We start from the raw sequence: 22,476 nt of genomic DNA on the forward strand, positions 1-22,476 counted from the left end.
GTTGGTGAGTTAGATGCCTTAGATTTTACAACTTCTGCCCTGCATAAATGGATCGCACTTCACCATTACGGCGGATGACGGCTTCGCCATTACTAACCTCTACCAATGTCCAACCGCTTTGGCCAATGCTTTCACCCATATTGATGCGGCGAGTTACGCCATCAATTTTAAACAAAGCGGCAGATTTGTTACCTAACTCTAGCAATCCTTCTAGGGTATTACTCGGAGCAACTGCGATCGCAGTTGCCGGATATACTTGTTCCTGGGTAATAGTTGGTTCTGACTCTGGCGCAAGTGCTGCACGTAATGGAACCACTGGTAATGCAGGTAGAGGCTTGGGTGTTTGCCGCACAGTAATAGGTGCAGTTCGTCCAGCTATAGGTTTAAGTTCTGCTCGTACAGCCGCCGCTAACATATTGACGGTTACAGGCTTGGCAGCTTGTCGCACCGTATTTAGGGCACTTTTCACCATGTTAGGTGGATATGCCTGCAATGCATTGGCAACTTGTGGTAGAAGTGTGGGACTACCAGGAATTGCTGGCAGCGCGTAGCGCATTGGCGACGGTGCTTGATAAACAGGAACATAGATCCGTTCAACAACGCTGCCAGAACGGTTAGAGGCTGGTGGTGTATTATTGGCCAGAAGTGGAAGTGGTGGTAAATTACCAGTTATTTGCCCGTTACCAAGGGCTATTTGATTAGTATTTGTCTGACTGGAGAATCCCGAACTGAAAGATTTTTGATTGCCTTTTAATTCTTGCTTGTCTATAACTGCCAACGCTCCTAGCATATAGTCAACCAAATCTGCCTCAATTTCTGTTTTTCCAGGCAATTGTGATTGCGTTTGCGGCGCTAGAAGAGCTTGCTGGGTCAAGTTGGGATTTAAAAGATATACGACTCCAGACTGTACCAAGTAGAGAATACCAGTGATCGCCACACCTAAAGTTGTTCCGACAATCAGCAGTTTGCCCAAAGTCCGACTGCTTTTTTGACGCTTTCTACTAACTGGTTTAATGGTGGTGTTATCAAAGACAACGGTACTCAAGTGCTTGTTGTTATTTTGAGTAACTGACTGTCCGTTTGGTAAGATAATCTGCGGTATCGTAACTGTTTGCAAAGGCACGTATTCTGGAGGCGAGTCGCGTCGAGCTTTGTTCTGCCTACCATGCCTAACGGTTTGAGAAGGCAGATTATCACTAACATCCAGAATGTAGTCGATATCGGCAAAGAGTTCATCCATGAGACCATCAGCATAGTTTTCTATCGACCAAGGCTCGTTGGCGATTAAGTCTTCTGATGGTTCTGGTACTATGAGACGGGTACTGGCTTCTTGTAACATAGACGTTCTGGGTTATTGCTAGGACGAGGAAACGCCGCGCCTACTGCCTGGGAGTTAGGATTACAGATGAGATATCCAATCCGCCGTCTTATTGAGACGAGTTGGTTAAGCGTTGGTATTAAAATCAACTTTAATCTGGGGATTGTTAATGATAGCAGTACTAATAGTTATGTCATCTATCATACCAATCTCCCTCCCTACTACTATACTCAGTCTTTATCAAGTTTGTGTTAAGCTAACGCTGGAAACTCTTGCTGGCTATTGATTTTACGCAATTCTAAATATAATAATAAAGCGTTAACATCGGCTGGGTTTACACCACCAATACGTGCTGCTTGACCAAGAGTGAGTGGTTTTACGTGAGTCAGCTTTTCCCGTGCCTCTTTGGAAAGGGTATCAATTGTTGTATAGTCCAAATCCGCAGGTAATTGGCGGTGGGCTTGACGGGCAATTTGGTCAATCTGATTTTGTTGCCTAGCGAGATAGCCATAATACTTGATGTCAATTTCTGCGCCTTCTTTCTCGGCGCGGTTGAGGTTGGGGTTTCCTAGTCCGAACCTGTCGAGGTCAACGTAATGAAATCCCGGACGGCGCAGTAAGTCGTTGAGGGTAATTGAACCTTTGATTGCTTGTTGGGTATCAGATGCGATCGCTATTCCCATTTCATCATGTTCTTTGACTCGTGTAGCTTGTAATCTTTGTTTTTCTGTGATAATGTTCGCTTGTTTTTGGGTAAATAGATCCCATCTGCGATCGTCAATTAAACCAATTTCTCGTCCCAAGGTTGTCAAACGTTGGTCGGCATTGTCAGAACGCAATAATAAGCGGTACTCCGATCTACTGGTGAGCATCCGGTAAGGTTCCCGTAAATCCTTTGTACACAGGTCATCAACTAGTGTTCCAATGTAACTTTGCTCGCGGGCAAAAACAATCATTTCTTGAGAATGAACAAATCGAGCGGCGTTAATTCCCGCCACCAGTCCTTGGGCTGCGGCTTCTTCATAACCTGTCGTGCCGTTAATCTGCCCAGCACAAAACAATCCAGCAACCTTTTTCGTCATCAGTGTGGGGTAACACTGAGTTGCAGGTAAATAGTCATATTCCACAGCATAAGCCGGACGCAGCATTACACATTTTTCTAAACCGGGAAGAGTCCGCAACATTTGTAGTTGCAAATTTTCTGGCAACCCTGTAGAAAAGCCTTGGATATAAAGTTCGGGTATATCTCGTCCTTCTGGTTCAATAAAGATTTGATGGCTTTCCTTATCAGCAAAGCGCACAATTTTATCTTCAATACTGGGACAATAACGCGGCCCTTTGGCTTCCACCCAACCGCCATAAACTGGCGACAGGTGCAAATTATCTTGAATTAGGCGATGGGTTTCGGTGGTGGTGCGGGTGATGTAGCAGGGCATTTGTTCTCGTTCTACCCATGCTTCTGGGTCAAAGCTAAACCAGCGCACATCCTCATCTCCTGGCTGGATGAGCATTTTACTATAATCCACCGATCGCTTATCTACCCGTGCTGGGGTTCCAGTTTTAAGTCTTCCGGTTTCAAATCCCAGGCGATTTAGGGTTTGTGTCAATCCCTCAGCCGCAAATTCCCCAGCGCGTCCAGCCGGCATTGATTTGTTGCCAACCCAGATTTTGCCCCCCAGGAAAGTGCCAGTTGTCAAGATGACAGCTTTACATCGGAACCCTACACCAAAATAAGTTTCAACGCCGATGACTTCATCATTAGCACCCAGCACCAAATCTGTCACCATGCTTTCGCGGATTGTCAAGTTTTCTTGGTTCTCGACAATATTCTTCATCACTGCTGCATATTCGCGCTTGTCCGTCTGGGCGCGTAATGCCCAAACAGCAGGCCCCCGTGAAGAGTTGAGGATACGTTTTTGCAGGTAGGTGCGGTCTGCTACTTTACCGATTTCCCCGCCGAGGGCATCTACCTCATGAGTCAACTGGGATTTTGCCGGGCCACCCACTGCTGGATTACAGGGTTGCCAAGCGATTCTATCCAAGTTGAGCGTCAATAACAGGGTACGACAACCGAGGCGTGCAGAGGCAAGAGCCGCTTCGCAACCGGAGTGACCTGCACCGACGACTATGACATCAAAAGCGTCTTGGAATTCAACGGAATTGTGCATGGTCATACTTACAGGATCGGCAAGCTTAGAGTTCTTTTCAATTTTAGCTGTTCCAGTGGTTTCATGGATGTAACTTTCTAATAAAAAAGTTATCAAATTTACTAGTACTCAATTCAGAGACAAGTTTCTATTTTTAAACTTGAGTATTCAGTAAAAAATATTATATTTTTTAAAGTTTGTGACAATATTCCGGGTTGTTTATCAGAACTATTGTTCACATATTTAGCAATTAGCACGAATTATTTTGTTACTGGCACACATTAGATACTTTACATAAATGTATAAACCTATAGCTCGACTCTCATAATTTTTTTGTGGTTTTAACTTATTAATAACAAATGTTTAAGTAAGGCTATTAAATTTACTTTTGAATCAACCAAGTAATTATTTTAAAATGAAACTCACTATCAGAAAGCAAAAAGATATTACTAGATTTATTAGAAAAGCAAGTTTCATCAGTATAGTTATCGGCATTATTTTTGTCTTAGTAGCTAGTAATGAGATTACCCACCACCAATTTGCTAGAACCTCTCAACCATTAAATGTATGCTCTACAACCATTTCATCACCTTGTATAGATACCTCTAAAGAAATAACACCCAAACCATTTATTCCCAACCCAGAATTAAATAGTAAACAGCGTTTTTTATCTGCGATTAACCAGAAATTACCTACAATTCCCCAGTCTGGTACTTATGAATATACTTTACTGCGAGCTTATGGTGCAGTTTTTGTAAATCAAGATATCAGAATTAAACTGCCGCCAAAAGATATTTTTGTTAATGAACAAGAAACCCAAGAATTTCAAGCTAATTTAACAATGGGTCATGTTGATGGTACTAACGATTGTTATTTACAAAAGTCGGCGGCTGATGCTCTAAATAAAGCGCGAGTTCAACAACATATCCCGCTAAAATCTGGTTATGGCTCTGGTGATTGTACTCGCACTTTCAATACGAATTTAAGATTTTGGCAAAAATATGCTAATAATCAAGTTTTGGCAAAAGTTCAACAGGGAAAAGAAACAAAAATTCTCGGTTTAGTTGCACCTCCTGGAACCTCACAACATCTCTGGGGATTAGCAATTGATTTACGGGTAGGTAGTAAAGAACAAAGAAAAGCTCTTAATCAAAATGGCTGGTTTCAAACTGTAGAAAATGATGTTCCACATTGGACTTATGTAGGTTTAACTGAAGATAACTTACCTTTGTTTGGTTTTAATAAACAAGTTGTTAGGGGTATTACTTATTGGATTACACCACTTTAATTGTTAGATAGTATGAAAATTTGGGAATACTAACCTACAAGATGTATTGTCAGGGTAAGGGATAGTATTTACAATGGGACAGGCTTGGAACAACGTACAGAAGCATAGGCAAGCAAAAGGGAAATTTTATGAGTTAATGAGTAAGGCCGATGATGTTATTGTTATTCACTACTCCTGTGAAAGTTTCTACGACAGACCTGATGGTTCATCACCGAGAATTACTTCTATTGCTGTTCGGAATCTAGAATCTGGTCAGACCACCTCTTTTTCAATTCATCAAGTAGCAGAAAGGAAAGGTTTTTCAGCAATTGCTTTGGAGCAACATTATGATGAACTCGAAAAACTTATGTTAGATGAATTTTATAATTATGTACGTCGTCATGCCTCTCATATTTGGCTACACTGGAATATGAGGGATATAAACTACGGTTTTCCAGCAATAGCTCATCGCTACAAGGTTCTTCAAGGCGAACCTGAAGAAATTAGTGAGTCCAAATTAGTTGATTTATCTCGATTACTTATCGCAATTTACGGTATTAGTTACATACAACATCCTCGATTAAATAGCTTAGTTGAAAAAAACTCTATCACATATAGAGATTTCTTAGATGGAAAGGGAGAAGCTGATGCTTTTATTAATAAAGAATACGTGAGACTTCATCAATCAACTCTAAGAAAAGTTGATGTTCTCGCCAATATAGTTGAGCGTACTGCTAATGGCTCACTCAAGACAAATTCTAGTTCAAAAGATATTTATGGAAATTACTTTACAGCACTTATTGAACTCATCAAAGAAAATCCTGTTATAAGTGGAGTGCTAGGACTAATAAGTTTTGTAAGTGCTGTGATTGGAATAATTTCTGTATTTATCAAGTAGCTTTGATGCAACTATAAATCAACCAGTTTTAAATAATTTAATTTTTTAATCGCTCGCTATTGGCCTGTTTCCTTCCCTTAAAAATCAATACGGTTCAGTTAAGAAAAATTGTAGGTTGGGTGAAGCAAAGCGCAACCCAACAAAGCTATGAAAATGTTGGGTTTCGTTCCTCAACTCAACCTACATAACTACATAACTTGCGAGTAATTTGGAAATTGCGATCGCTTTATACCTATACCTGCTCCCGAAGCAAAAATAAAAGAGATTGTTATAGCTATAAGACTTACGCAAAATATCTCTCAAACTCTAATTTCTCCGTGTACTCTGCGCCTCTGTGGTTCGTTATTCCGTAACTCTTGCGTAAGTCCTAAGCCAATACGGTTCAGTTAAGGCTAAAACTCTGTTACCAAAGTCATTTTTTAACGAACCGCCAAGGCGCAGAGAACGCAGAGAGAAGAAAGAGATGCTTAACTGAACTGTATTGAGTCCTAAGCTAGTAAAATTTAATAAAATTAATACTGAAATAAGCTAACTCTTACCTTAAAGAAAGAATTAGAAAATGGCTAAAGGGCAAAAGTAAAAATAGATTCTCATCTTCTTACCTTTGCCTTTTAACCTGATTCTGCAATAACTCTAACGCCTTCTTGCAGAGGAATCAATCATACTTTTTCTAAGCCTTAGACGCGAAATGGTTTGTTATCAAATATCGCAACCTAGATGTAATCAAATAGCTCCTCTGGTTTTAGCAAAATATTAATTGAAAAGTGGATTTAGTATTACTTCACTTCGCTGGGTTCAAACTTTGTCACCTTACCTTTCTTAATCGCTACAATCACATCGTAGTGAGAACAATAAGCGAATGTGACATTATTAGCTTTGTTATAAAGGTTAACTACATGACCTGCACCACCTACCTGGATACCAATTGGTTCTAAGTCAGCAAAAAAGAAACGACGCAGTTGATCGCCACTACCAATTTGACCCTTACTTTTAGTAAGCAAATCTAGTTTCTGCGCTACAGACAATTCTTCGGCTGCCGATGCCTGCACTAATGACGGATTGATCGCTTTTAATGGTACGTCCCAAACTGTAAAAAAACCAACTAAAGCAAAACTTGTAAGTAAGGGTGCGAGTTTCATTTGTGACTCTCTTTTCTGTTTTATCCTGAACATCCCAAGCATCTCAGGTGGGAGTGAGAACTTATTGAAACTAAACCACTATTTTCATGAATTTATCCTTTGAGAAAATTTAGTTGATTCTCAGCACTTTCTCAGGCAATGATGGTAACTCAAACTCACAGCATAATTTAAGTATTTTCTCAACAAAACCTCATTCTGAACTACGTGACAGCAACTTATAATGAGCAATGCTTTTGCTTTTATTGCAGTCGTGTTATTGTGACTAGGCCCAAAAGACCACATCGCTTAATTCATAGAGTTTCAGGACAAACATATCTCTGGCTAGCAACGCTAATTTTTGCAGCATCTGGCGCAGTTACCCGAAGGCTAACAGAAATCGGTGCTGAACATTTTATCGGCGAACGTAATCCGATTTCTTTATGTAATGTTTTATTTGTGGGAAACCTTTGCGCCTTGATACTTTTGATCCTCATCTATGGGCGACAGTGGAACAAAGCCACTTTGAAGCAACTCTCAAGGACGGATTGGGTCAGTTTAACAGCAGTCGCTATTTTATCGGGAGCGTTAGCCCCTGGCTTAATTTTCCAGGCACTTTCAGTCACAGGGGTAAATAATGTCATTTTGGTAGGACGTTTGGAACCGCCTCTAACTCTGGCTTTATCAGTCTGGTTGTTGAGGGAACGGGTAAATATTTGGGAATTTATCGGAGCGATCGCAGCGTTTGCCGGTGTTATCCTAACTATCATCCTCCAGCCTCCAACAGAAGCCATGATGAATATGGGAGGTTTCAGTTTAGGCATAGGGGAACTTTTAGCAGCAGTAGGATCTATAGCTGCAACTGCTTCTACAATTATTGGTAAAAAATATCTTTCACAGATCCCTTTGGGAATCTATAGCATCTTTCGAACTGCACTAGGAACCATAATCTTTTTCTTCATTGCTTTAGTCCTCTATGGCAAAGATCATTTTGCTGATGTCCTCTCACCGTTCTTATGGCAATGGATGTTTCTCTACGGTGGGTTAATTGTGGTGCTAGGCCAGTCTTTTTTGATTAAAGGCTTGAAAACTTCTACTGTATCTACGGCTTCCTTAATTGGCTCATTTGGCCCAATTGTGGGCATCTTAGCAGCCTATTTAATTTTGGGTGAAGCCCCTACCTTACCTCAATATATTGGCGGTAGCGTGATTTTAGTAGGTATATTTTTGAGCCAAGTTGGTAATTGGCGTAAGACTTCTAGCATTGCATCTGGCAAAGTGAGTTCGATTCCGGCACAGCAACAGGTAGAAACTGATATGGGATTCAAGGGGCTTTGAATGAGGCAGAAGGATTTTGGATTGAAGAATCTAAAATCTAAAATTGAAGGGGTAGGGAACAGAAGGGAAGAAAGCTTATGCCCTATGCCTTTGCGTTATTTTTAACTGTACAGTTATTACTGCCTTGCTGCACTAGTATGTCAAAATAAAAATACCCGATACATCAAGGTGAGCGATCGCTCCCAAAGCTAGATTAAAGGATTGACCTGAGCAATGGCAGACCAAACCAATCACAATCAAGCGGGAGAAGTAGCTCCCAGCACTGTTGACAAGCAAGCTCCCAGTGTGGCTGAAGAGCACGCTCCGAGTACAGACTCACCTGAAGCCACAGACCTTCCTACTGCTAACACGCCAGATCCTAAAGCTGCAAATCCAGAAACTAACCCAAATGCTGCTAAAACAACCGCTACACCTCCCAAGCGAGAAAAACCCGCAGCTAAAGCCGCAGTAGGCGAAAAACCAGCCGCCGCAACAGAAGAAAAACCCGCAGCTAAAGCCGCCAAAAAGGAAAAAGCCCCAGCTGTTGAAGATAAGCCGTTTGTAGAGTTTATCGAGCAAGATTACTTGCCAGCTTTACAAAAAGCGATCGCTCAACAAGGTGTGCAAGATTTACAGGTGTCTTTTGCCAAGCAAAAAGTGCCAATTACTGGCTTTGAATCTGCTGAAGAATGCTGGCAAATTATCGGCAGTTGGAAAGAAACTGGTGCGCGTCAGTTTAACCTGTATTTCCCCGAAGAAGATATTCAAGGGAAAAAGGGATTTTCCTGTAATGAAGGCAAAAAACCTAGCACTCTTGAGTCCTTCTTAATTGATGAGCGCAAAATTACCCTCGATTTGTTGGTATTTGGCTTAGTTCAGCGCTTGGACGGTCAAAAGTGGCTAGGTATAAATTAGTCATTGGTCATTAGTGATTAGTCATTGGTTTTTAACAAAGGACAAATGACAAAGGACAAATGACAAATGACATTTAAAGTTCGTGGAAATGGTAGATAACGGCTCCAGTATTGGGGTCGTTATCTATTTTTACATAACCTGATTTGTACATCTCATTGAGAGTAGCTTCCACTTCCGCAAAGCTGGCTCCCGTGAACTTCACGCCTTGAGTGACAGTTAAAATACCACCCTTGTTTTCCGCCGCTTCAATCAGTTTAATCATCAGTTGGTTGCCTGTTGGAGGGTGGACTTGAGAGGCAACCACTGCTTGATTCAACGGCACTCCAAAGGGAGATACACCTGCTTTTAGTCTCAACTTGTGTTCGTATTCGTCAACCATGTTGGACATGAGAAACAAATCTACGAACTGCCCTATCCCAAACACACCACCAGTCAACAGCCACAACAAACCAGTCCCGATTTTGCCATTGTAGAAACGGTGCAGTCCTCCTAATCCGAAAAAGAATGCTGCACACAAAATGTAAGAGACAAGCAGTCGGTCTTTATGCTGATTGTTTTCAAGATTCATCTTGTTTTCAACCCTTTGGATTTGCTCTTGTTGTCTAAGATGGGTTTTCTATGTTGTAGTATTAACTACGTGAAAATACCGTCATTATGGCGATTTAGAATACAAAAAATGCGTGCTACTGCACTCGATCAAAACCCTGCTAATCACCGAACTACGTTTATTTGACTACTAATCCGCGATTTTTGATTCCGTAAACATTGAATGATTGTTGCAACTCTTAATCTTTTACTTACAAATTTCTCACCCGCACCTTGGTAGACTGAACTTTATACAATTGGATTATTGTGGGCTGTTACGCTTTAACAGAACATTAACCTTGGCTTTCTGGTGAGACAGTCCGGTCTTGGGGGTTTCCCCCATGAGGAACTGCCGAACCCGAAGGGTCTACTTAAGATAATAAAGACGAAAGAGCAATCAAGACATGGTAGATTCCCTCAAAAAACCAGGCTTTGAAGAAATCCGGCCAGGGATTAAAGTCCCGGCAAAAGAAACCCTGTTAACACCTCGGTTTTATACTACCGATTTTGATGAAATGGCGCGGATGGATATCTCCGTCAATGAAGACGAGTTACAAGCCATTCTCGAAGAGTTCCGCACTGACTACAACCGCCATCACTTTGTTCGGGATGCGGAGTTTGAGCAATCCTGGGATCATATTGACGGGGAAACTCGCAAATTATTCGTTGAGTTTCTAGAACGTTCCTGTACAGCAGAGTTTTCGGGCTTTTTGCTATATAAAGAACTTGGCCGTCGCTTGAAAGGAAAAAGCCCCGTCTTGGCAGAGTGCTTTAACCTGATGTCACGGGATGAAGCACGTCACGCTGGCTTTTTGAACAAAGCTTTGTCGGACTTTAATCTGTCTTTAGATTTAGGGTTTTTGACTAAGAGCCGCAATTATACCTTCTTTAAACCGAAATTCATCTTTTACGCTACTTATCTTTCTGAGAAGATCGGTTATTGGCGCTACATCACCATTTACCGCCATTTAGAAGCACATCCCGAAGACCGGGTTTATCCAATCTTCCGGTTCTTTGAAAACTGGTGTCAAGATGAAAACCGCCACGGCGATTTCTTTGATGCCATCATGAAATCCCAGCCACAAATATTGAATGATTGGAAAGCACGGCTGTGGAGTCGGTTCTTCCTGTTGTCGGTATTTGCGACAATGTATCTCAATGACATCCAACGCAAAGACTTTTATGCCACCTTGGGATTGGATGCACGAGAATACGACATTCATGTAATTCAGAAGACTAACGAAAACGCCGGTCGCGTGTTCCCGCTAATGCTGGATGTAGAGAATCCTGAGTTTTATCAGCGATTGGATACTTGTATCAGCAATAACGAGAAGCTGGGTGCGATCGCTAATTCCAACACTCCCAAATTCTTGCAATTATTCCAAAAACTGCCACTTTACATCTCCAATGGCTGGCAGTTATTACGGCTGTACCTGATGAAACCGATTGATACTGTTTCTGCTCAAGGGGCAGTTCGTTAATTTATAACAGATTTGCGAAAGCTTTAGTGGTTCTGCTGATTGCAGAGCCACTTTTTTGTCTTAAATATTAGAGGTTAGCCGATTAGTACTGCGATCGCTAATTTGCTGGCAGGCAAAAATCGAATCTAATCAAAAAACTAGTAGTCTGCCAAGCTAACTTTGCTATGTTAAATTTGGATATAAACGCTCCATTTTTCGGCGAGCATCTTTGGTTTGAAAACCCCAATAAACACTAGCTTTTTGCTGATTACGTTTTTTCTCCCAAGCGGCAATCTCAGAAGTTAATGTTTCTGCATTAGGAATACGCCGTTCTAAACATTGGCGAGATAAAACAGATAATTCGATTTCTACCTGATTCAGCCCTTCGGGTTCGCCAGTTGCTTCAAGTCGGGGAACCCGCCCAACGCACTGGCTCACCAAGAAGCGTGTTTAGGAGTATAGTGAAACTCTAACTTTTGAATAATTCGACGTGCTTCTTCTGGTGGAAAAACTTCATATAATGCATTGGGTGTATGAATATTCAAGTTATCAACTACTAAACGAATAACATCGGCATCTCGGTAGGAAACATCTACTAAATTTTTCATTTGTTTAGCAAAATCGGCTTTAGTTCGACGTTCTGTAACTTCGATATGCCGCCATCCAGCCAAGGGTTGAAAACATGCGAATAAATTTACTGTCCCGTTACGTTTATACTCAAAATCATAACGTTCAGGTTGCTCTGGCTGTGGTGGCAAAGGAAGTCTTACTTCTTCTACTAATTGGTATGGACGTTCATCAAAGCAGACTACAGGGCGTTTAGGATCATAAGGCTCATTGTATAAATCCAGCACATCTTCCATTCGGAAAACATATTCTGCGTTAACTTCAGGAATACACCATTGTTCTTTCAACCAAGGCTTAATTTCATTTTTTTTAAAGTTTGACGTACTGTTTCATCTGAGATTGAATCTATGATACCAACGTTCACTAAATGATCTGCTAATAATTGCATTGTCCAACGCACTCTTCCTTCTGGCGGATTAGAACAAGCTGTTGCAATCAAAAATGCTTCTTGCTTTTCATCTAATTTTTTATGTTTTGGTGGATGAACTTCATCCTTTAAAGCAAAATCTAACCCTCCAATGACAAATTTTTCTCGTATTCGTTGCACTGTTGCAACATGCGCTCTAACTATGCTAGCGATCGCTTGATCCGTTTCTCCTTCGGAAGCCATCAAAAGAATGTTTGCACGGCTTATGGTTCTTGCCTTATGCTTACCTTTCTTAATTATCGATTGCAGTTGGGAAACTTCATCTTCATTCAAGTCAACAATGTACTTTTTTGCCATGTTACACCCCGTTTTTGGCTATTTTACCAATTAGAGGTTTTACTTAGCAAAGTTACCTTGGTACACTACTAGAGGACAATAGAGTTACATCAGGTTACATCGGTTATAACTGGTGCAACCCATATATAGTAAGGCTTTCAGCTAGTGGTTATAGAAAAGGTTACATCAGGTTACATTTTAGTAGAACAAATGTAACCGCTAGGAGATATACAGGGTAAGGCTTATAGCCATTAGGTTACATAGTTACATCTATTTTAGAGAATAGATATCACCCAACTATCTACATAACAACTAATCAGGATTTTGATGTAACTATGTAACCTAATGGCTATAACCTAGACAGGATAAGGGATATAGAGGTTACATTCAGATGTAACCGGGATGTAACCAAGTGCTAATAATGTAACTCAAGTAGAGTTAGATCCTGACAATATAGCCTCAAATCCTTACTTGGTAAGCCCTTACCCTTGAATAAGTACAATAAAGGTGCTAAGATAACAAAAGGGTTAAGTAAAAACCACTACTCGAACATATAATGAACCCTCAGAACTCCTTTACTAACCCCTATCCTCTACAAGTGGCCCTAACAGACGCTCAATGGTATGGGTTTCTGGCTGAGGATAAGCTGAATAATCCCCAGACCTTCTATGACATCCACCCGGCACTCAGAGCCATCATCAGGGAATGGGTACGCCTAAAAGTCAAACCAACTAAAACCATCAGTAGTCAGAGATACCTAAATGGTATCAAGAGAGCCTTTGGTACTCAAACTAAACTCTACGTATGGACGGGGGTTATCCTGGGGGCACTGTTGGAGGCAGGATACCGGGCTGAGTTAAGAGGTAACGACTTATGCCTTAACTGTTCCATTAGGAAGCCAAGTAACCCGTATACGGCTTGGGAGAAATATCGCGCTATAGCCCCTATTTACTCTGAATGGGTACTGGATACCCCCAAAGGCTACTGGCTCCCTGAGCTTTACGAAGGTATGGATAACATAGCGGCTAAGTATGATCAGAGAACTAGCGCCATCCGCGCCTAAGATGCCCGACAGCGATCGTGAGGTCATTCACCAGACTTACCAATGCCTGTAGCCCCTAAAATCCACAGTAAATCCCAGAGGTCACTTAGTTATTTCCTTGGGTTTCTGACATGGGGCACTGTCTCTAAAACTTCGTCGATGACTCTGAGTTGCTTATCAGTGTATGCATAAGATTTGTTCTTGAAATCTCCATTAGGGCCCTTACGGTTAACTCGACGTGGTTTGATGCCATAGAGTTCTACGAACTTCTTAACCACACGGACGGCTAAAAGGTGGAAATCTCCTTTGGAAACTACTATGTTTTCTTTATCTAAATACTCATTCAGGGTCACTAAGTCCCTAGCTTCTTCTTTGTCTGCATCATTGAACACGGAATCTGCCACGGCTAGAACAAACACATGTTCTTTCTTCAGGAGGTCTTCCAAGCGATCGATAATCTGCTTTTTGGTGAGGTTTTCCAATAAAAATAACTCGTTTACCTCTGTGCTTGATGGGATGTTTAAATAAACTTGCACGATTTTGATAGCCCCTTGCTTACTTTATTAAGTACTTGCTTGCATCAAGTTATACCTAATACTAGCCTGGTTAACCCCGTGTGTCCACTTTACTTTGTTCGACTTCATTTATTACCCACAGCAAGCAACTAGAGACCCAACGTCGGGTTATCCTGGGGCTTCTAGTGGGTTAAAAAACACTTATTAATACGGCATCCTAAATAAGGCTTTAGAGGCTAAGAAGCCCCAAGGATAGTACTTTAATGGCACTTGGCGATCGCCATTAGTGATGTTTTATCACTAACCGATGTTTTATCGCTAACCTTGACCTATAAGGGTTTCAGGGCACAGAGAAGAAGACTGTCAGCCTAGAGGTAAAACCCTTAACTGGTAAGGGTTCCAAGGGTGTCACCATGCGAACTTGAAGCAAAATCTAAGTCAACTAATACTCGGCTGGGTCTAAGTCTTATCCTGTAACCATCCTGGGTGTCTTAGGGTTTATTTATCAGCCCCCTAAGTCAACTGAAAGTTATATTTACCCTCATTGGATGCTGCATATACTAACCCTTGCCCTGTAACCATCCTAGCGATTTTAAGGGTCATTTAGCTGTCATTAAGTGAACTGGAGGTCTAAGACCTCCAGTAGCTCAGTTGCGCAATATTACCATCAGTTACCTAGCTGACCTCCCCTTGGCGATCGCACTTGGGCGTTTAGAAATAACTTGACTTATTTAGTTATAGAAGTAAGTTCTATAACTGAAATGTCTAATCTGATTCAAATGGCTAGAGACGTTAACGGTTACACCAAGGGTAAATGTAGACCCGCAACTAACATCATCAGTATCATCAATGACCAACCAAGGCTACAGAAGGACAAGCGCCTAATGGTTCCTATTAGCCATGAGGAACTAGAAGCCGCCCATAGCTTTGCTAGCTCCCTTGGTGTCTCTACCAGCTATCTGGTCAGACAGTTACTCAAGACCGCTATCGAGTCTCAATGTGAGGTTGGTTATGGCAGATAACAGAATCCAAGTCACCCTGACGGCTAGGGATCTCCTTAGCCCCCAGCTAGGACAAATCAGAAGTAATATTGAGGCTCTAGGGGCTAGTGCTAATATCCGGGTAGGTCTTAGTGACATCAGGAACCTCGGTCAGGCTGACTTGACCAGATTAAGAACACAGATGGATTCCTTAAAGCCACCCGATAGCTCTCAGGGGTTCATGGGCGCTGCACTATTTGGTAACTTAGGAGCCTCAGCGATTACCCAGGGTATACAGATGGTAACTCAGGGTATCCAAGCATCTATAGGTGCTATCCAGTCAGCCGCTAGGACTCAAATAAATGACTTGGCGCTAGCAGGGAACTTAGCAACGCAGTTGGGGGTAAACTTTGGTAAAGCCAAGGGGTTAGTTGCTGATACCTCTATTGAAATATCTAAAATGGCTGAGGCTTTACCAGGGGAAAATGCTGATTACAATGCTATCTTTTCGCAGATATCCGCCACAGTTGCTGGTAATGCCAAAGGTGATGTAGGTAAGTTTAAAGAAGAGTCTATGGAGCTTACTAAGCGCTTTGGTGTTCTGTCTTCTATCCGTGGACTTGATGCCAATCAATCGGGGTCAGCAATCAACAGGGCGTTAGCTGGAACTATGGGGCTGTCTGAAGTATTTCAGATTGATATTTTCCAGAAATACCCAATGCTTCAAAGTAGCGTCAGAGATCAGCTAAAAGCCATTGGTAAAAGTACTGAAGACTGGAAAAGTTTATCAAATGATATGCGATCCAAAATATTACTAACCGGGGCTAAAGGTGCGGTTTCTGATGATACAGTAGCGTCATTTAGCGGTACTGTGGACTCAATGATCGCTGAGGCTAAATCATCGCTATTTGATGAACGTCGGGGTATCTTTGGGTTCTTAAGAACCTTGGGGTCAATGGGAGGAAGGTCAACCCTTGATAGCGTTCAAGGCGCTATGCAGTCCTTTAAAGCTTTATTAGAATCCTTGGGATCTATAAAAGGTTTCTCAGTTGACCCGATGGAAGGCGTAATCAGTGTAATGGACTGGTTCTCTGATCTTGCTGGGTCGGTTAATGGGGTATTAAATGGTGAAAACAGCAGCACTATAACTTCATTTTTAACTAATACGACTACCGGGTTCTTTGAGGGTTTTAACAACTTAGTAAACCTGGGGCTTAAGGGTATTTCTAATACTAACTGGGGAAACTTAGGTAAACAAGTTGGGGTCTATATAGGCGACGGGTTTACTAAGATTTTTACTAGGACAGACTGGGGCGCTATATCCCAAATCCTTGTCAAAAGTTTACAAGGTCTGGGCGATTTTACCTTGAACTTTATCATGGGAGCCGTTGAAGGCAACTTCAAAGAACTAGGGAATGCTTTCAACAGGGTCAAAGATGCGGTTATGACCTGGGCTAACGATACCCTGAAGGTTTTTAATAAACCTGGGGAACTTTTAGAAAACCTCAAAACTAGACCTTTGGCTGCTATTGGGGATACTTTAAAATCCGTAGGCGGTCGATTAAATCCCTTGGGTGATAATGGGGTTGTAGGAGCCTTAAAGAACGGCGGAGGGTTCATAGGAGGGATGTTAAATAGTAACCCTATAACGCCTTTGAATCCTAACAGTTCTAACAGTCCTATTATACCCTTGGAAATCCCTAAACCTCCTGATAATAATAAACAGGCTTTTGTAGCACCCCACGTAATCATAAATGGCACTCATATGCAAAACCCCCAAGAAATAGCTAATGCTGTAATGGGAGCGATTAATGAGGCTTACGGAAAGTTTAAGGAGGGAAGTTTAGCCTAGTCTAGATGCCCCCAATACTGCTGTTTGACTTTGGTTGACTTAATAAGTGATAAGGACAGAGACATTACCAATGGAAAAGATTAAGAAGACCAAGCAAACAGCGGTTAGATTTGACCAGTCTACCTGGGAATGGTTAGAGCAAGAATCCCTGAGAACTGGTAAGACTCCCTCGGCGTTACTTAGAGAAGGTGTTGAGTTACTTAAGGCTGAGGTGAGAGTACTGGCTGACCTCAAGGCACAGTTTGAGGCTTCTGGGGTTGCTTATCCGTCTATGAAGACCCAGACAGCCACAGGGATTAGACAGTTGCCACTTAGGGGCTTTGAAGTTAACCAAACAGCCAACAGATGAGACTAGGGGGCACATCGGTAGTAATACAGCCTAAAGTCAACTAATGTTTGACTGAATCTAGGAAACTCAATGTTTCCCTAGATGGCTAAAGTTATCCGTAATGGTAAAGTAGTTACCTTTAATCCCAATAAGTACCCTAGAGGGTCACACGGTAGATTCAAAGAAACTCCTGATGCACCTAAAGTCACCCGTGGGGTTCAGTTAACTAGTAAATATTGGCTGAGTTATTGCCAAGCACCTTAAAGTACCCTAAGCTTAAGGCAGCTTTAAGGCAGATTAAGTCAGTTTTAGACTACTAGATTTGTCTGGCCTAAGCCCGTGACGAGGATTGAACTCGTGACCTCACCCTTACCAAGGGTGTGCTCTACCACTGAGCCACACGGGCGAAATTATGATTTTGAGTTTTCAGCTAAAAGTTAAAATGCTGGGAGTTTTGATGCTTACCCAGACATTATAACTTATAACTTCGTAAGTGGTGGGCCGGGCTGGATTTGAACCAGCGTAGGCGCTAGCCAACGGATTTACAGTCCGTCTCCATTAACCACTCGGACACCGACCCGATTTGTCTCACGATTTAAAATCTTAGCACCACCTTTTATAATTAGCAAGTGGTTAGAAAAAATAACTTGTGGGTAGAGATCGCGACAAAACTGCGTCTCTACCATCTGGATAAAAAATACTGGTTATACGCTCATCTCCAGCATTCGTTGCATTGGTCGTAGTGCAGCAAGGCGAATATCCTCTAACATGGTAATTTCGGGAGTGCGATTTTTCATTGCCCAGTAGAGCTTTTCTAAGGTGTTTAACCGCATAAACGGACATTCGTTACAAGCACAGTTATTCATCGGCGGTGCAGGAATAAAATGCTTGTCAGGAGCTAGTTTTTGCATTTGGTGAATGATTCCAGGCTCCGTAGCAACGATAAATTCTTTGGTGGGGCTGTTTTGACAATACTTGAGTAAGGCGGCTGTGGAGCCAATAAAGCTGGCGTGACGCAATACACTACTTTCACATTCTGGATGTGCGATCGCCTCTGCTTCGGGGTGGGCAATTTTTAACTGAACAATTTTCTTTTCTGAAAAGGTTTCATGAACAACACAGCTACCTTGCCATAGCACCAAATCTCGTCCAGTCTGTTCCATGACGTACCGCCCCAAATTCCGATCTGGGGCAAAAATAATCGGCTGTTCCTTTGGTATCTGCTGCACAATTTTCACAGCGTTGGAGCTAGTACAAATAATATCGCTCATTGCCTTGATATCAGCAGAGCAGTTGATGTAAGACACCACCAAATGATCTGGATGCGCTGCCTTAAAAGCTGCAAATGCCTCTGGTGGACAACTGTCGGCTAAAGAACAACCAGCATTCAAATCTGGTAAAAGTACTAATTTATCGGGATTAAGTATCTTTGCTGTTTCTGCCATGAAGTGAACGCCAGCAAAGACGATCACATCCGCATTGGTTTTTTCGGCGGCTCTTGCTAGTTGTAATGAATCCCCAATAAAGTCTGCAATATCCTGAATATCTGGCTCTTGATAATAATGCGCCAGGATAACGGCGTTGAGTTCTTTTTTAAGACTCTGAATCGCGGCAAACAAATCTAGTGGTAGTTCACCCAGTTGGGTGTTTTCTCGTTGAGCTAGTGCAGTGGTAAACACAGTTTAGGGGTGCTTTATGTTGCAAATGTATATGCTGTGGATTCAATTATAGTAGTTTTTACCAAAAATAGTGGACGGTTGATATTTTGGGGTTGTGTCCAAATCGGGCTGAGTTTCATATCCTGGAGATAGACGGCAAGGAAAGTGGCATGACCAGTCAAGAAACTCAATCGATAAACCTCAAAATTGCTGTAGTTGGAGATATTCACGACCAATGGGAAGTGAAAGATGGCGTTGCACTCAAGCATTTGGGTGTTGACTTAGTGCTGTTTGTCGGGGATTTTGGCAATGAATCGGTGGAAGTGGTCAGAGCGATCGCATCTCTCGATATTCCCAAAGCAGCCGTGATGGGCAACCACGATGCTTGGTACACCGCCACCGAATGGGGACGCAAAAAGGCTCCTTATGACCGCTCTAAGGAAGACTGGGTACAGGATCAACTCGATTTATTAGGTTCGTCCCATGTTGGTTACGGTAAGTTGGATTTTCCCGCTTGGAATTTAACTGTAGTGGGGGGTCGTCCCTTTACCTGGGGTGGCCCAGAGTGGAAATTCGCGGAAATCTGTAAAGAACGTTACGGTGTGACGAGTTTGGAAGAATCCGCCGATCGCATCTTCAAAGCAGTCAAAAGTGCCGCTTACGAGACGATTATATTTTTGGGTCACAATGGGCCTAGTGGGTTAGGCGATCGCCCCGAAGACCCCTGCGGCAAAGACTGGCACCCAATTGGCGGCGATTTTGGCGATCCAGATTTGGGCGAGGCGATTTCTCAAGCCTTGACTGCTGGTAAAACCATTCCTCTGGTGACATTTGGTCACATGCACCGCGATTTACGCCATACCAAGAAGGTGCAGCGCAAGCCCATCTTTAGAAGTCCAGAGGGGACAATTTACTTGAATGCGGCTAGTGTCCCCAGGATTGTGGAAGATGGTGGCGAGAAGTTGCGTAACTTTTCCATTGTCACCGTAGAGGCGGGTGTGGTTTCGCAAGTTTCCCTAGTTTGGGTGGGGAATGACTTTCAGGTGGCTAAGGAGGAAATTTTGTATGAGCGATCGCATCCAGTAGTGCAATCTGCGTAGATAATAGGGTATAGTATGATCTGTCAAGTTTAGTGCTAACCAACAAAAGCGCCTGAATAGCGTCTGAAACTAGGATAAGCACAAGTTTGACAGATTTACTGGAGAGGTGGCAGAGTGGTCGATTGCGTCCGACTTGAAATCGGATGAGGCTAAAACCTCCGGGAGTTCGAATCTCCCCCTCTCCGTTGAATACTTTGTGAATACTAGCAGCCAATATCATCATGATTATATCTTGATGATATTGTTCAGTTGCCAGATGAAACCTAATATTTGACAAGAGCTTTAAATATATAGGTATTTTTTAACACATCTACTGATGCCGGGTTTTTGGCTGGTGTTACTAAGTATAGAAGGCGATAATAATTGCAAAAGGCTTAAGCTTGACTATATGTTTAGAAGCTTAAGTAATGTAAAGCACCTCACACTTAAAAGGTTATTTATAATTTATACAATATAATTGAATTTTCCTATTGATACCAAGCCGCCACAAACAGGCTTTTCTACATATAAGGCAGATAGGAAATTTTCAACTTTGTAAAATAAGGTAACAAATTTAAGTATGCAAGAACAAATAAAACCTGGTTTCCACGAACAAGTGCAACGAAAATTATACATATTGACTAACGAAGAACAGAAGATTCTTCAGAAATTTGGTAATGAATGGTTTGTAACTAGACTAGATGGTTTGAAAATTGGGGACAGAAGTGAATACAAGTATGCCTTGATTAAAGCACCTAGAAATTATCAGGAGCTTTTTAATTTTGAAAGAGAGTTAATCATCATTTTTAGTGATTATGAATCTTTTCAGCCTAGATCAACTGACGCGATTGATGCTGTTTCAGATCAGCTTCAAGATTTAAGAATAGATAAAATCTGTAGTATTATGTTAAGTAAAGATGATAAAATAGAAGAAAAAATAAGAGATATTTTAAAAGAATCTCAAGAATCTCAGGTTATAGTTCCAATATCTTATAGCGAAATCTTAAATAATCACAGTGATTCTTATTTTTTAAGGAATAAATTTAAAACCAATTTTTATACAAGGGACTTGTTTGATTTTCAATCTCCATTAAAAAAAGATTTATACTTTTTTGGGAGAAGCGATATTATTAATAAAATAGTAAATAGACATTTTTCTAATGAAAACTCAGGGCTATTTGGATTACGGAAAACAGGAAAGACTTCTGTAATTTTTGGTATTCAAAGGGCACTAGATAAAATAGGCGCAAAATCAATTTTGATAAGTTGCGATGATACCAGTTTTCAACAAAGAAGATGGAATAAATGCTTACATTATATAATTGTAGAAATAAATAAAAAATATAAATTAAATTTACCATTGCAAGCAGAAGATCAATATACAGAAGAAAATGCTTCTCAAATTTTTGCTGAAGAAATTTGTAAAATATATCATATTTTTCAAGAAAAAAGTATTTTAATCATATTTGATGAAATCGAACGTATAACTTTTAACATTTCTAGTGTTACACATTGGGAAAAGAAATTTGATTTTATATTTTTCTGGCAAACATTAAGAGCTAATTTTCAAAAATTAAATAATGTTTTCTCTTATTTAATAGTAGGTACTAACCCAGTCTGTATAGAACAATCAAGTATTTTTGGTAAAGATAATCCTATTTTTCACTCAATACCAATTGAATACTTGCCAAGATTTGATGTACCACAAACAAGAGATATGGTTAGAAAACTTGGTAGAATTATGGGATTGCAATTTGAGGAAATAATTTATTCAAAATTAACGGAAGATTATGGTGGACATCCATTTTTAATTAGACAAGTATGTAGTTTAATCCATAGGCTCAACAATCAACATCTACCAATTACAGTAGATAGAATTACGTATGATAAGGCTAAAAATGAATTTGATAAAAATTATGCTTCTAAATATATTGAGATGATGGTTAGTGTCTTAAGCGAATTTTATCCTGACGAGTACGATTTACTAGAATATTTAGCCATTGGCGATCTTAACTTTTTTAATCAATATGCTATTGAGTCCACAGAATATACTAATCATTTGAAAGGTTATGGAATTATCAGTCAAACTAGAGATGAATATGATTTTAAAATAGATGCAGTCAAACAATATTTAATACAAAAAAATAAATATAAAAAGGTTAATACAACCAATGAAGATATGTTAAATGAAATATCTCAAAGAAGAAATGCTTTAGAACCAAAGTTAAGAAAAATAGTGCGTACCCAGTTAAAGGCAAAATATGGAGAGAACCAAGCAAGAGATAAATTACTACTTTCTTTTGGTAAAGAAGAACAAAAAAAGTATAATCATTTAGCTTATAAAGATTTGTTCGATCCTGATAAAGTAAATATATATTTTGAAAATCTAAAAAATATAATTAAAAAAGACTGGTCAACTTTTGAACACATTTTTTCAAGGAAACAAGAGGAGTTTAATTTGAAAATGGAAGCTATAAATAAGTATAGGGCTGATGCACATGCAAAACAGATGACACCGGATAGAATGGGTCACTTTAGAGACTGTATGACATGGATTGAAAACCATGTAAACGATTTTTTAGAAGACTAAAACTTAACCTCTGTTATTAAATGTGGAATACTTTCTTATAAAGCAAAAAGCATGATCGCTCCTCTCTCCTTATGCTTGCA

Annotated in this window: 18 protein-coding genes, 3 tRNA genes and 1 pseudogene; 13 read left to right on the forward strand and 9 right to left on the reverse strand. The window is 40.8% G+C overall.

Going from position 1 to position 22,476, the window contains the following annotated elements:
* Positions 1 to 25: 25 nt before the first annotated feature.
* Complete coding sequence (locus NPUN_RS32725) at positions 26 to 1,339, reverse strand: hypothetical protein (protein WP_012412645.1); 1,314 nt, start codon at positions 1,337 to 1,339, stop codon at positions 26 to 28.
* Between the two features lie 230 nt (positions 1,340 to 1,569).
* Entirely contained in the window at positions 1,570 to 3,492 is a 1,923-nt protein-coding gene (mnmG, locus tag NPUN_RS32730) for a tRNA uridine-5-carboxymethylaminomethyl(34) synthesis enzyme MnmG (RefSeq protein WP_041566549.1), read from the reverse strand.
* A 388-nt stretch (positions 3,493 to 3,880) separates the two neighbouring features.
* Between mnmG and NPUN_RS32735 the strand changes: the two genes are divergently transcribed.
* Both NPUN_RS32735 and NPUN_RS32740 read left to right on the forward strand, forming a co-directional pair.
* Positions 3,881 to 4,753, forward strand: coding sequence for a D-alanyl-D-alanine carboxypeptidase family protein (locus NPUN_RS32735; protein WP_012412647.1), 873 nt, complete (start codon positions 3,881 to 3,883; stop codon positions 4,751 to 4,753).
* 73 nt (positions 4,754 to 4,826) lie between these two features.
* Positions 4,827 to 5,630: a hypothetical protein gene (locus NPUN_RS32740; RefSeq protein ID WP_012412648.1), complete on the forward strand. Its 804-nt coding sequence runs from the start codon at positions 4,827 to 4,829 to the stop codon at positions 5,628 to 5,630.
* Between the two features lie 776 nt (positions 5,631 to 6,406).
* Here NPUN_RS32740 and NPUN_RS32745 read toward each other — a convergent pair.
* On the reverse strand, positions 6,407 to 6,769 hold the full coding sequence (locus tag NPUN_RS32745; RefSeq protein ID WP_041565781.1) for a hypothetical protein: 363 nt from the start codon (positions 6,767 to 6,769) through the stop codon (positions 6,407 to 6,409).
* 258 nt (positions 6,770 to 7,027) lie between these two features.
* Between NPUN_RS32745 and NPUN_RS32750 the strand changes: the two genes are divergently transcribed.
* Both NPUN_RS32750 and NPUN_RS32755 read left to right on the forward strand, forming a co-directional pair.
* Positions 7,028 to 8,083, forward strand: coding sequence for a DMT family transporter (locus NPUN_RS32750; protein WP_041565782.1), 1,056 nt, complete (start codon positions 7,028 to 7,030; stop codon positions 8,081 to 8,083).
* A 213-nt stretch (positions 8,084 to 8,296) separates the two neighbouring features.
* Positions 8,297 to 8,977 carry a DUF2996 domain-containing protein gene (locus NPUN_RS32755; RefSeq protein WP_012412651.1) on the forward strand — a complete coding sequence of 227 codons (681 nt, stop codon included), beginning with the start codon at positions 8,297 to 8,299 and terminating at the stop codon, positions 8,975 to 8,977.
* A gap of 73 nt (positions 8,978 to 9,050) precedes the next feature.
* On the opposite strand, the gene NPUN_RS32760 is transcribed toward NPUN_RS32755, so the two are convergent.
* Positions 9,051 to 9,545: a TM2 domain-containing protein gene (locus NPUN_RS32760; RefSeq protein ID WP_012412652.1), complete on the reverse strand. Its 495-nt coding sequence runs from the start codon at positions 9,543 to 9,545 to the stop codon at positions 9,051 to 9,053.
* 421 nt (positions 9,546 to 9,966) lie between these two features.
* On the opposite strand from NPUN_RS32760, the gene acsF reads away from it, so the two are divergent.
* Positions 9,967 to 11,043: a magnesium-protoporphyrin IX monomethyl ester (oxidative) cyclase gene (acsF, locus tag NPUN_RS32765; protein WP_012412653.1), complete on the forward strand. Its 1,077-nt coding sequence runs from the start codon at positions 9,967 to 9,969 to the stop codon at positions 11,041 to 11,043.
* 162 nt (positions 11,044 to 11,205) lie between these two features.
* On the opposite strand, the pseudogene NPUN_RS40210 reads toward acsF, so the two are convergent.
* A pseudogene (locus tag NPUN_RS40210) lies at positions 11,206 to 12,373 on the reverse strand (IS630 family transposase).
* Positions 12,374 to 12,908: 535 nt separating this feature from the next.
* On the opposite strand from NPUN_RS40210, the gene NPUN_RS32780 reads away from it, so the two are divergent.
* The gene (locus NPUN_RS32780) at positions 12,909 to 13,415 is read left to right on the forward strand and encodes a hypothetical protein (RefSeq protein WP_041565783.1); all 507 of its coding nucleotides are present in this window, start codon (positions 12,909 to 12,911) and stop codon (positions 13,413 to 13,415) included.
* A gap of 89 nt (positions 13,416 to 13,504) precedes the next feature.
* On the opposite strand, the gene NPUN_RS32785 is transcribed toward NPUN_RS32780, so the two are convergent.
* Positions 13,505 to 13,930, reverse strand: coding sequence for a hypothetical protein (locus NPUN_RS32785; protein WP_012412654.1), 426 nt, complete (start codon positions 13,928 to 13,930; stop codon positions 13,505 to 13,507).
* A gap of 740 nt (positions 13,931 to 14,670) precedes the next feature.
* On the opposite strand from NPUN_RS32785, the gene NPUN_RS32790 reads away from it, so the two are divergent.
* The 4 genes from NPUN_RS32790 to NPUN_RS42310 all read left to right on the forward strand — a co-directional run bounded on the left by NPUN_RS32790 (position 14,671) and on the right by NPUN_RS42310 (position 17,333).
* Positions 14,671 to 14,931 carry a hypothetical protein gene (locus NPUN_RS32790; protein WP_041565784.1) on the forward strand — a complete coding sequence of 87 codons (261 nt, stop codon included), beginning with the start codon at positions 14,671 to 14,673 and terminating at the stop codon, positions 14,929 to 14,931.
* Complete coding sequence (locus NPUN_RS43785; RefSeq protein ID WP_012412655.1) at positions 14,921 to 16,741, forward strand: hypothetical protein; 1,821 nt, start codon at positions 14,921 to 14,923, stop codon at positions 16,739 to 16,741. Before NPUN_RS32790 ends, NPUN_RS43785 begins: the two co-directional genes overlap by 11 nt.
* Before the next feature lie 70 nt (positions 16,742 to 16,811).
* A complete protein-coding gene (locus NPUN_RS32800; protein WP_041565785.1) occupies positions 16,812 to 17,090 on the forward strand; it encodes a hypothetical protein in 279 nt (92 codons plus the stop codon).
* An 81-nt stretch (positions 17,091 to 17,171) separates the two neighbouring features.
* Positions 17,172 to 17,333, forward strand: coding sequence for a hypothetical protein (locus NPUN_RS42310; RefSeq protein WP_167315693.1), 162 nt, complete (start codon positions 17,172 to 17,174; stop codon positions 17,331 to 17,333).
* Between the two features lie 70 nt (positions 17,334 to 17,403).
* Here the strand turns inward: NPUN_RS42310 and NPUN_RS32805 are convergent.
* From NPUN_RS32805 to nadA, 3 genes are all read right to left on the reverse strand, one after another.
* A tRNA-Thr gene (locus tag NPUN_RS32805) sits at positions 17,404 to 17,475 on the reverse strand.
* 88 nt (positions 17,476 to 17,563) lie between these two features.
* A tRNA-Tyr gene (locus NPUN_RS32810) sits at positions 17,564 to 17,649 on the reverse strand.
* Between the two features lie 124 nt (positions 17,650 to 17,773).
* Positions 17,774 to 18,748 (reverse strand): quinolinate synthase NadA, encoded by a 975-nt coding sequence (gene nadA / locus NPUN_RS32815; protein ID WP_012412656.1) that lies wholly within the window; start codon positions 18,746 to 18,748, stop codon positions 17,774 to 17,776.
* A 149-nt stretch (positions 18,749 to 18,897) separates the two neighbouring features.
* On the opposite strand from nadA, the gene NPUN_RS32820 reads away from it, so the two are divergent.
* The 3 genes from NPUN_RS32820 (at position 18,898) to NPUN_RS32830 (ending at position 22,396) form a co-directional block, all read left to right on the forward strand.
* The gene (locus NPUN_RS32820) at positions 18,898 to 19,827 is read left to right on the forward strand and encodes a TIGR04168 family protein (RefSeq protein ID WP_012412657.1); all 930 of its coding nucleotides are present in this window, start codon (positions 18,898 to 18,900) and stop codon (positions 19,825 to 19,827) included.
* A 100-nt stretch (positions 19,828 to 19,927) separates the two neighbouring features.
* Positions 19,928 to 20,012: transfer RNA gene (locus NPUN_RS32825), tRNA-Ser, on the forward strand.
* 374 nt (positions 20,013 to 20,386) lie between these two features.
* Positions 20,387 to 22,396, forward strand: a complete 2,010-nt coding sequence (locus NPUN_RS32830; protein WP_012412658.1) for an AAA-like domain-containing protein — start codon at positions 20,387 to 20,389, stop codon at positions 22,394 to 22,396.
* Positions 22,397 to 22,476: the final 80 nt, after the last annotated feature.

The organism is Nostoc punctiforme PCC 73102 (assembly GCF_000020025.1).
Classification (GTDB): Bacteria; Cyanobacteriota; Cyanobacteriia; order Cyanobacteriales; family Nostocaceae; genus Nostoc; species Nostoc punctiforme.